Genomic DNA, 9,675 nt, shown 5'->3' on the forward strand with positions numbered 1-9,675 from the left:
CATGTGTCGCTTCGCAGGGCGTTGTATATGCCTGCAATGGTAGCCACCAGTAAGACTGAGTGGGGACGGGCGTTCCGCGACCGTCTGGCGGCTAATGGCAAGAAAGGAAAGGTGATTCTCGGCGCGATGATGCGCAAGCTGGCACAGGTGGCGTATGGAGTGCTGAAGTCAGGCGTGCCGTTCGATGCGTCACGGCATAATCCGGTAGCGGCGTAAAATCGCGGAAGGGATGAAAAAAACAGCGCCTGACGGCGCTGTGTCTGGCATGCCTGCAATCCGGGAGACTGGACCAGGAAAAAACTTGCAGGCCGTAACAGTATCTACCGATCCGGCACAGGTTTGTAGGCATGATAAGACGCGCAGCGTCGCATCAGGCATCGGTACATAACCGCCGGATGCGGCGTAAACGCCTTATCCGTCCTACTGTTAAGGCACGATTCGTAGGCCGGATAAGCGTAAGCGCATCCGGCACCAGCGCACAATTATAAAATGATACGCTCCCCGGCACTAAAATCCGTTATGTCTCCCGCCCAATCAATGGGATATAACCCTCGCGCCACATCGCGATGGAACGTTGAGAATGGCCAATCACTCACTTGCTTTACCCAGCCATGTTTTACTGGATTTATATAAATATAATCAACATGATGGCGATAGTCTTTGGTATTGCGGATGGCGTGCTCCCAAAAACGTGGTTGCCAGATATTTTTCAATCCACAAGCATGGGTGAATTGCTTTTTAATCTCCCGCCAGCGAGAGGAAAAATCATCATCGCTTTCAGGTAATGTCCAGATACAGTGCATATGCTCCGGCAAAACTACCCAGGCATTAATTTCAAAAGGTCTGGCTCGCTTAACTTTAATAATGGCGTTACGGAGCGTCTGGTACTGGGTAGTCAAGAGTTGGCTTCGACGATTCCGTAAATTCACCGTGAAAAACCATGTTCCCCCCTTGATGTAATAACGACGATATTCAGACATAGCGACTCCTTTTTCTCAACGGTAAGAAGAAAAGGAAAGGTCGGCAATGAGGTTGTTTTATATCGGGAAAGCGGCTCGCAAAAATGCACAGATTTGTAGGCCGGATAAGCGTAAGCGCATCCGGCATCAGCGCACAACTGCCGGATGCGGCGTGAATGCCTTATCCGTCCTACAAAATCGTCTCTTCCGTCAAAATCCGTCGCGCGCCTAAAAAATGGTCCTGCCAGAAAGGTTCGGCTAATCGGCTTATCCGAATGGTTTCGCCGGTACGTGGCGACTCGATAAATTGCCCATCGCCCAAATACACGCCCATATGATCGGCTATCTCGCGGCTGTGGATATGGAAAAACAGCAAATCTCCCCGGCGCAGGTCGTTGTTCGCCACAATCGTTGCCCGATGGTAGTGATACATCTCATTGGCCGTGCGCGGGAGCTTCGCCTCAAGGATCTTGTTGTAGGCATAAAAAACCAACCCGCTACAGTCGAAGCCTTGATCGGGCCGCGTGCCGCCCCAGACGTAAGGCTTGCCAAGCTGCTGCTCCAGGCGGTGAATCGCCACTTCGGTGATGTTATGCAGGTGATCGCTGCTTAAAAAGTGGTTGTTTTCCGCCAGCGCCTGCCAGCGTCTGTCACTCGCCTTGAGCGGCGCAGGAAACCATTCTGGATGCTGTTTTATCTGCTCCCGGTTGTGCTGGCGTAGCGCCCTTCTGCTTTCGGCATTGCCTTCCACAATATAGCTGGCCTGTTTTTTCAGATGGGTTTGGTACTGTTTTAATAAACGCGCACGGTTTTGCATCCGCTGGCGGGCGGCGTAGCTGAAAGAGATATGTGATGTGGTGGCGCTGGCAAGTAAAGGAAGCAAAAGGGACAAAGAAAACACGCCCAGGCGCAGCAATCTGTCGTGAGAGAACAAATACATGAAGGATATAAACCGGCTGAATGAAGATGAGAATATTAGAGGAAAGGAAGGAGAATCGGGATTATTAATTGCTTATTTGCATATTACTATCGAGGTTTCATAACCTTAGGAAATAAGAAATAAACCCGCTTTACATGCGCTTTTCGGACTTTTGAAAATCGCCACTTATGCTAAATTTGTAAACCCAGCGCCGACAGGCTTGCGTAAAACTCTTTTGGTGATAATGTGAGCCTTCCAAATCCAGACTATTCCGATTTGGGATCTATTTTGCCGTCCTGGCGTGTATAACCGTTTTATCAAGGAATAAGCAGTATGCGTAAAATCGCATTAATTCTTGCGATGTTGTTGATCCCGTGCGTTTCATTTGCCGGTTTGCTGGGCAGCAGTAGCTCTACCACGCCTGTGAGCAAAGAGTATAAGCAGCAGTTGATGGGATCCCCTGTCTACATCCAGATCTTCAAGGAAGAACGTACGCTCGATCTCTACGTCAAAATGGGCGAGCAATATCAGCTGCTCGACAGTTATAAAATCTGTAAATATTCCGGCGGGTTAGGACCAAAACAGCGTCAGGGCGATTTTAAAAGTCCGGAAGGGTTTTATAGCGTTCAGCGTAATCAGTTAAAACCAGACAGCCGTTACTACAAAGCGATTAATATTGGTTTCCCCAATGCCTATGACCGGGCGCATGGTTATGAAGGGAAATACCTGATGATCCACGGCGATTGTGTTTCCATCGGCTGCTACGCAATGACCAATCAGGGTATTGATGAGATCTTCCAGTTCGTTACTGGTGCGCTGGTGTTTGGTCAGTCAAGTGTGCAGGTGAGCATTTACCCATTTCGCATGACCGACGCCAACATGCAGCGTCATAAGTATTCCAACTTTAAGGACTTCTGGGAGCAACTGAAGCCGGGCTATGACTACTTTGAACAGACCCGTAAGCCACCGACCGTTTCTGTGGTCAATGGCCGTTACGTGGTCAGCAAGCCGTTGAGCCACGAAGTGGTGCAACCACAGCTGGCATCAAACTACACGCTCCCCGAGGCAAAATAAGCGCCATTCGCCTGGCATAATCTTTTGCCAGGTTTCATTGCCCGTCAGCGGCTGTGTCGCAATCACCGTGACCACATCATTCGGTGTGGTCTGCGAGCTGAAGTCGATTTCCACATCCTGATCCAGCAACGTTGCCACGCCAAACGGCGCGCGGCGGGTGATCCAGTGCAGATTGGTCGAGCAATACGCCATTACATAGCGCCCATCCGAAAGCAGCATGTTGAAAACGCCCTTCTGCCGCAGTTCGTCCGCCAGTGAGGCGATATATTTAAACACTGCTGCCATGTTGCCCGGCGTGCGCGGGTAACGCTGCGTTAATTTATGCAGCAGCCAGCAAAAGGCTTTTTCGCTGTCGGTTTCACCGACCGGGCGGAAGTTGCCGGTTTCCAGTGATTTATAGCCCGTCAGTTGCCCGTTATGGGCATAAGTCCAGTTGCGTCCCCATAACTCGCGGGTAAACGGGTGAGTATTTTCCAGTGCCACCTCGCCCCGATTGGCCTGGCGAATATGAGCCACAACCGAACAGGATTTTATCGGGTAGTCCTGGACCAGTTTGGCAATGGGGGAATTAAAGCTGGGTTGTGGATCTTTAAATGTGCGACAGCCTTTACCTTCGTAAAAGGTGATGCCCCAGCCATCTTTATGTGGCCCGGTTCCACCACCACGCTGCACAAGCCCGGTGAAACTAAAGCAGATATCGGTAGGGACGTTGGCGCTCATCCCGAGCAATTCGCACATCGGTAACCTCCACAACAGCGGGAGCGCATGGCCCCCGGCGAAGATTGATTTAAGAATTTTCAGGTCGGATGCGGCGTAAACGCATTATTCGGCCTACGCCAGACTTACTTAACCATCTCTTTTTCAATCAACTGGATCAGGATATGGATCACTTTAATGTGGATCTCCTGAATGCGGTCGGCATAACCAAAGTGCGGAACGCGAATTTCGATATCCGCCGTGCCGGCCATTTTACCGCCGTCTTTACCGGTCAGGGTGATCACTTTCATCCCCTTCTCACGCGCCGCCGCAATCGCTTTGATCACGTTTGCAGAGTTACCAGAGGTGGAGATCCCCAGCAGCACATCGCCTTCGCGTCCTACTGCTTCAACGTAGCGGGAGAAAATATCGTTAAAGCCAAAATCGTTGCCAACACAGGTGATGTGGCTGACATCTGAAATGGCAATCGCCGGATAGCCCGGACGGTTTTCACGGTAGCGACCGGTCAACTCTTCGGCAAAGTGCATGGCGTCACAATGGGAGCCGCCGTTGCCACAGGAAAGCACCTTGCCACCGGCTTTAAAGCTGTCTGCTAACAGGACCGCCGCGCGCTGAATGGCGTGAATATTGGCGTCATCTTTTAAAAAGTTAGCCAGCGTTTCCGCCGCTTCGTTCAGTTCGTTACGAATAAGATCCTGGTACATGAGGATATCCTTCAGCATAAATGAATTAGACAAAATGCAGTGTACCGGATACCACCAAAAGCGAGAAGACCAGCGCGGTGGAATGACCAGGACTTTTTGACCCGAAGTGCGGATAAAAACAGCAACAATGTGAGCTTCGTTGTAATTATATTGTAAACACATTGCTAAATGTTTTTACATCCACTACAACCATATCATCACAAGTGGTCGGACCTCCTACAAGTAAGGGGCTTTTCGTTATGATGATTTTGAGTATTCTCGCTACGGTTGTCCTGCTCGGCGCGTTGTTCTATCACCGCGTGAGCTTATTTATCAGCAGTCTGATTTTGCTCGCCTGGACAGCCGCCCTCGGCGTTGCTGGTCTGTGGTCGGCGTGGGTACTGGTGCCTCTGGCCATTATCCTTGTGCCGTTTAACTTTGCGCCTATGCGTAAGTCGATGATTTCCGCGCCGGTATTTCGCGCTTTCCGTAAAGTGATGCCGCCGATGTCGCGCACTGAGAAAGAAGCGATCGACGCAGGCACCACATGGTGGGAAGGCGATTTGTTCCAGGGCAAGCCGGACTGGAAAAAGCTGCACAACTATCCGCAGCCGCGCCTGACTGCCGAAGAGCAAGCGTTTCTCGACGGCCCGGTAGAAGAAGCCTGCCGGATGGCGAATGATTTCCAGATTACTCATGAGCTGGCGGATCTGCCGCCGGAGTTGTGGGCGTACCTTAAAGAGCATCGCTTCTTCGCGATGATCATCAAAAAAGAGTACGGCGGGCTGGAGTTCTCGGCTTATGCCCAGTCTCGTGTGCTGCAAAAACTCTCTGGCGTGAGCGGGATCCTGGCGATTACCGTCGGCGTGCCAAACTCATTAGGCCCGGGCGAGCTGTTGCAACATTACGGCACTGACGAGCAGAAAAATCACTATCTGCCGCATCTGGCGCGTGGTCAGGAGATCCCTTGCTTTGCGCTAACCAGCCCGGAAGCGGGTTCCGATGCGGGCGCGATTCCGGACACCGGGATTGTCTGCATGGGTGAGTGGCAGGGCCAGCAGGTGCTGGGGATGCGTCTGACCTGGAACAAACGCTACATTACGCTCGCGCCAATTGCGACCGTGCTTGGTCTGGCGTTTAAACTCTCCGACCCGGACAAATTGCTGGGTGGCGCAGAAGATTTAGGTATTACCTGTGCGCTGATCCCGACCACCACGCCGGGCGTGGAAATTGGTCGTCGCCACTTCCCGCTGAACGTGCCGTTCCAGAATGGACCGACGCGCGGTAAAGATGTCTTCGTACCGATCGATTACATTATCGGCGGGCCGAAAATGGCCGGGCAAGGCTGGCGGATGCTGGTGGAGTGTCTCTCGGTAGGCCGCGGCATCACCCTGCCTTCCAACTCAACCGGCGGCGTGAAATCGGTAGCGCTGGCAACCGGCGCGTATGCTCACATTCGTCGTCAGTTCAAAATCTCTATCGGTAAGATGGAAGGGATTGAAGAACCGCTGGCGCGTATTGCCGGGAATGCCTATGTGATGGATGCTGCGGCATCGCTGATTACCTACGGCATTATGCTCGGTGAAAAACCTGCCGTGCTGTCGGCTATCGTTAAGTATCACTGTACCCACCGCGGGCAGCAGTCGATTATTGATGCGATGGATATTACCGGCGGTAAAGGCATTATGCTCGGGCAGAGCAACTTCCTGGCGCGTGCTTACCAGGGCGCACCGATTGCCATCACCGTTGAAGGGGCCAACATTCTGACCCGCAGCATGATGATCTTCGGCCAGGGGGCGATTCGTTGCCATCCGTACGTGCTGGAAGAAATGGAAGCGGCGAAGAATAATGACGTCAACGCGTTCGATAAACTGCTGTTCAAACATATCGGTCACGTCGGTAGCAACAAAGTTCGCAGCTTCTGGCTGGGCCTGACGCGCGGTTTAACCAGCAGCACGCCAACCGGCGATGCCACTAAACGCTACTATCAGCACCTGAACCGCCTGAGCGCCAACCTCGCCCTGCTTTCTGATGTCTCGATGGCGGTGCTGGGCGGCAGCCTGAAACGTCGCGAGCGCATCTCGGCCCGTCTGGGTGATATTTTAAGCCAGCTTTACCTCGCCTCTGCCGTTCTGAAGCGTTATGACGACGAAGGCCGTAATGAAGCCGACCTGCCGCTGGTGCACTGGGGCGTACAGGATGCGCTGTATCAGGCAGAACAGGCGATGGATGATTTACTGCAAAACTTCCCGAACCGCGTGGTTGCCGGGCTGCTGAATGTGGTGATCTTCCCGACCGGACGTCATTATCTGGCACCTTCTGACAAGCTGGATCATAAGGTGGCGAAGATTTTACAAGTGCCGAACGCCACCCGTTCACGTATTGGGCGCGGTCAGTACCTGACCCCGAGCGAGCATAACCCGGTTGGTTTACTGGAAGAGGCGCTGGTGGATGTGATTGCCGCCGACCCGATTCATCAGCGGATCTGTAAAGAGCTGGGTAAAAACCTGCCATTTACCCGTCTGGATGAACTGGCGCACAACGCACTGGCGAAGGGGCTGATTGATAAAGATGAAGCCGCTATTCTGGTGAAAGCTGAAGAAAGCCGTCTGCGTAGTATTAACGTTGATGACTTTGATCCGGAAGAGCTGGCGACGAAGCCGGTAAAGTTGCCGGAGAAAGTGCGGAAAGTTGAAGCCGCGTAATTGAATAACGGAGCCGAAAGGCTCCGTTTCTTTATCCGCTAATTATTTAAAATTAAAGCCATCCGGATGGTTTTCCAGGCTGCCGGTCAACGCCGCGAACAGCACCGTTTTACCATCAATCGAGAGTGCATCGTTCACATTCAGCCAGGTGAGTTTCTCTTGCGACGTTTTCTCGTCAATGGTCGAGAACAGCCCCGTCATCTGATTAGATTTCTCGGACCACATCACAGCGATACGTTGCGAGCCACAGTCATGCGGTTTGCACGCGCTCATCACCTGATACGTCTCATCTCCCAATGTCACGATTTGTGCGGGAGTATACGTACCGCCTTTCATCACCCAGGCAGGCAGCTTATGCCCTTGCACCATCTGAGTAAACGCAGCTTTGGTGGTTTCGCCCTTTGCCAGGCTGCTAATAGTTAAATCATCCTGCGCCATTGCACTGGTGGCGATGACCAGTGCAGCGATTGTCGTTATTGCCTTAAACATCATTCCTCCCGAGCTTATCCTGCCCATGTTATTAACCTCCTAAAGCCTGGCGATAACACGATAATTTGCAAATCAGATATTTCCAATATCAGCATTTGTTATCAATTTATTCCGCAGTAAGGTAATAGCCTGATAAGGTGTTAAAGTTATAAAACCCTTCGCATAAAGGAGTTGTACACCGTGCCTGGTTTGAAGATTACGCTTTTGCAGCAACCGTTGGTGTGGATGGATGGTCCTGCCAACCTGCGCCATTTTGATCGTCAACTGGAAGGTATTACCGGGCGCGATGTGATCGTTCTACCGGAGATGTTTACCAGCGGCTTTGCCATGGAAGCGGCAGCTTCGTCGCTAGCACAAGATGACGTAGTGAGCTGGATGACCGCCAAAGCGCAGCAGTGCAATGCACTGATTGCAGGCAGTGTTGCATTACAAACGGAGTCTGGTTCGGTTAACCGCTTTTTGCTGGTTGAGCCGGGCGGCACGGTACATTTTTATGATAAGCGTCATCTGTTCCGAATGGCAGATGAGCATCTGCATTATAAAGCGGGCAATGCGCGAGTGATTGTGGAATGGCGCGGCTGGCGTATTTTGCCGCTGGTGTGCTACGACTTACGTTTTCCGGTGTGGTCGCGCAATCTCAACGATTACGACCTCGCCCTGTACGTCGCCAACTGGCCTGCCCCGCGCTCTCTGCACTGGCAGGCATTGCTGACGGCCCGCGCGATTGAGAATCAGGCGTATGTGGCGGGATGCAATCGCGTCGGCAGCGATGGCAACGGCTGCCATTATCGCGGTGACAGCCGGGTGATTAATCCACAGGGCGAGATTATCGCTACTGCCGACGCGCATCAGGCAACGCGCATTGATGCGGAGCTGTCGATGGTGGCATTACGGGAATATAGAGAAAAGTTTCCGGCATGGCGGGATGCGGATGAGTTTAGGTTGTGGTGAAATCAGCGCCAGATAGGTGAGAGAAGCGGGAGTTGAGATCGGCACGGGCCTTACCGTGAAGGTCTCGGAGGGATGCCTAAGCCTGATCGCTGAAAGCGACGAAGTGCAGAAACTGAGGAAGGAACTTTATCAGATTAAACAGGTGGTTAAGGGGATGCGGGACGGGATGTTTAGTGTGCTGAACGAGAATTAAATAATAAAAAAGCCGGCAAGATAATGATTAACGACAGCTAATCTGGTTTCGGGAGAATATTTTGGCTTTGCCATAAAAAACTGCACCTTAATCAGTTGGGTGTCCAACTTTTGGGGTGCAGTCCAAATACACGGAGATGTTTCCCGGCTTTTTATTTAACTTTCATGCTATAGATTAATAATTATCCTTCATCAATTTAACCTCCCATGAGGTACTATCTGATATAGTTATTAAAGCCAAGCAATGTGATAAATCACCATTGTCTAGCACGCTATATTTAACTGGCTTCACTAACGCAACTAAAAAGCAATTCTTTATGTCACTTAATGAGTTGGAAAAATTTTCAACCTCATCCCATGATAATTTAAATCCGGTATCCATGGATAAAACTCGTTGCTCAAAATCAGGCATTGACATGTCTCGCGGCGCAATGCCAATCGCTTCTATTTCATATAGATACCAGTCCCATTCATTAGTTGGTACTTTATCTAATAAATGAGATAAGCGGACCTTTTCTCCATTGTTCCACATCGCCCCTTTACTCACATTCATTATGGGATCTCCAGATCTTTTGCAGGACCATGTTGCGGCGTTCCTCCTGTAGGGTTAGGAATATAATCATGCTGATGAGGATTGGGATGTTCCCAGGGCAAGATTACGAAAGCCCGCTCCCCGCAAGGACTGACGCGAGATAGTTTCTGTCCATGGCTGCTTTTCGCATCTTACGTCTTAACCCTGCCTTGAATACCTTATCATTCGTCAAAATATTAATAGCAATGTGCCGTATCCCTGAAAATAATTCTGCTGCATTTCCTCTTCTTATTTTGCAGTCGTCTTCATTCATTACCACGTCCAGACGCCAGTGCAGCTTATTCTCCACGTGCCAGTGATTTCGGATCGCTGTGGCGAACTTCTCAGCGGTTAAATCAGCAGAACTGATATAATATCTGACCGTCATTTCTGGCTCTTTCTTTTGTTCTGCTAT

General features: G+C 51.1%; 11 protein-coding genes and 1 pseudogene. 5 read left to right on the plus strand and 7 right to left on the minus strand.

The genetic code is table 11. The features are described from left to right. Positions 1 to 216 (plus strand): annotated as a pseudogene (locus AACU94_RS16645) (IS110 family transposase); the annotation flags it as partial. A gap of 266 nt (positions 217 to 482) precedes the next feature. On the opposite strand, the gene rayT reads toward AACU94_RS16645, so the two are convergent. Together rayT and AACU94_RS16655 are read right to left on the minus strand one after the other, a co-directional pair. Continuing rightward, positions 483 to 980 (minus strand): REP-associated tyrosine transposase RayT, encoded by a 498-nt coding sequence (gene rayT, locus AACU94_RS16650; RefSeq protein WP_135489826.1) that lies wholly within the window; start codon positions 978 to 980, stop codon positions 483 to 485. Between the two features lie 169 nt (positions 981 to 1,149). Continuing rightward, the gene (locus tag AACU94_RS16655; RefSeq protein ID WP_135489827.1) at positions 1,150 to 1,899 is read right to left on the minus strand and encodes a C40 family peptidase; all 750 of its coding nucleotides are present in this window, start codon (positions 1,897 to 1,899) and stop codon (positions 1,150 to 1,152) included. A 312-nt stretch (positions 1,900 to 2,211) separates the two neighbouring features. Between AACU94_RS16655 and dpaA the strand changes: the two genes are divergently transcribed. Continuing rightward, positions 2,212 to 2,952 carry a peptidoglycan meso-diaminopimelic acid protein amidase gene (gene dpaA / locus AACU94_RS16660; protein ID WP_001225684.1) on the plus strand — a complete coding sequence of 247 codons (741 nt, stop codon included), beginning with the start codon at positions 2,212 to 2,214 and terminating at the stop codon, positions 2,950 to 2,952. Here dpaA and AACU94_RS16665 read toward each other — a convergent pair. Both AACU94_RS16665 and lpcA read right to left on the minus strand, forming a co-directional pair. Continuing rightward, on the minus strand, positions 2,923 to 3,690 hold the full coding sequence (locus AACU94_RS16665; protein WP_000333380.1) for a class II glutamine amidotransferase: 768 nt from the start codon (positions 3,688 to 3,690) through the stop codon (positions 2,923 to 2,925). The genes dpaA and AACU94_RS16665 overlap by 30 nt on opposite strands. A gap of 104 nt (positions 3,691 to 3,794) precedes the next feature. Beyond that, complete coding sequence (gene lpcA, locus AACU94_RS16670; protein ID WP_016159301.1) at positions 3,795 to 4,373, minus strand: D-sedoheptulose 7-phosphate isomerase; 579 nt, start codon at positions 4,371 to 4,373, stop codon at positions 3,795 to 3,797. Positions 4,374 to 4,612: 239 nt separating this feature from the next. On the opposite strand from lpcA, the gene fadE reads away from it, so the two are divergent. Continuing rightward, entirely contained in the window at positions 4,613 to 7,057 is a 2,445-nt protein-coding gene (gene fadE / locus AACU94_RS16675; RefSeq protein ID WP_135489829.1) for an acyl-CoA dehydrogenase FadE, read from the plus strand. 42 nt (positions 7,058 to 7,099) lie between these two features. Here the strand turns inward: fadE and ivy are convergent, their stop codons facing one another. Then, the gene (ivy, locus tag AACU94_RS16680) at positions 7,100 to 7,546 is read right to left on the minus strand and encodes an Ivy family C-type lysozyme inhibitor (RefSeq protein ID WP_205712859.1); all 447 of its coding nucleotides are present in this window, start codon (positions 7,544 to 7,546) and stop codon (positions 7,100 to 7,102) included. A 180-nt stretch (positions 7,547 to 7,726) separates the two neighbouring features. Between ivy and yafV the strand changes: the two genes are divergently transcribed. Together yafV and AACU94_RS24780 are read left to right on the plus strand one after the other, a co-directional pair. Then, positions 7,727 to 8,497, plus strand: coding sequence for a 2-oxoglutaramate amidase (gene yafV, locus AACU94_RS16685; protein ID WP_135404351.1), 771 nt, complete (start codon positions 7,727 to 7,729; stop codon positions 8,495 to 8,497). A 16-nt stretch (positions 8,498 to 8,513) separates the two neighbouring features. Then, positions 8,514 to 8,690 carry a SymE family type I addiction module toxin gene (locus AACU94_RS24780; protein WP_445298354.1) on the plus strand — a complete coding sequence of 59 codons (177 nt, stop codon included), beginning with the start codon at positions 8,514 to 8,516 and terminating at the stop codon, positions 8,688 to 8,690. 174 nt (positions 8,691 to 8,864) lie between these two features. On the opposite strand, the gene AACU94_RS16690 is transcribed toward AACU94_RS24780, so the two are convergent. Together AACU94_RS16690 and AACU94_RS16695 are read right to left on the minus strand one after the other, a co-directional pair. Then, positions 8,865 to 9,242, minus strand: a complete 378-nt coding sequence (locus tag AACU94_RS16690) for a hypothetical protein (RefSeq protein ID WP_135404350.1) — start codon at positions 9,240 to 9,242, stop codon at positions 8,865 to 8,867. A 103-nt stretch (positions 9,243 to 9,345) separates the two neighbouring features. After that, positions 9,346 to 9,675: ISAs1 family transposase (locus tag AACU94_RS16695; protein ID WP_000507752.1), on the minus strand; the 330-nt coding region annotated here is incomplete at its 5' end.

The sequence above is a fragment of the Escherichia sp. E4702 genome (genome assembly GCF_963883545.1).
GTDB lineage: Bacteria > Pseudomonadota > Gammaproteobacteria > Enterobacterales > Enterobacteriaceae > Escherichia.

Coding starts and splice junctions, on each gene's coding strand:
- rayT (WP_135489826.1), bottom strand. CDS start 980: ATGTCTGAATATCGTCGTTATTACATCAAGGGGGGAACATGGTTTTTC.
- AACU94_RS16655 (WP_135489827.1), bottom strand. CDS start 1,899: ATGTATTTGTTCTCTCACGACAGATTGCTGCGCCTGGGCGTGTTTTCT.
- dpaA (WP_001225684.1), top strand. CDS start 2,212: ATGCGTAAAATCGCATTAATTCTTGCGATGTTGTTGATCCCGTGCGTT.
- AACU94_RS16665 (WP_000333380.1), bottom strand. CDS start 3,690: ATGTGCGAATTGCTCGGGATGAGCGCCAACGTCCCTACCGATATCTGC.
- lpcA (WP_016159301.1), bottom strand. CDS start 4,373: ATGTACCAGGATCTTATTCGTAACGAACTGAACGAAGCGGCGGAAACG.
- fadE (WP_135489829.1), top strand. CDS start 4,613: ATGATGATTTTGAGTATTCTCGCTACGGTTGTCCTGCTCGGCGCGTTG.
- ivy (WP_205712859.1), bottom strand. CDS start 7,546: ATGTTTAAGGCAATAACGACAATCGCTGCACTGGTCATCGCCACCAGT.
- AACU94_RS16690 (WP_135404350.1), bottom strand. CDS start 9,242: ATGAATGTGAGTAAAGGGGCGATGTGGAACAATGGAGAAAAGGTCCGC.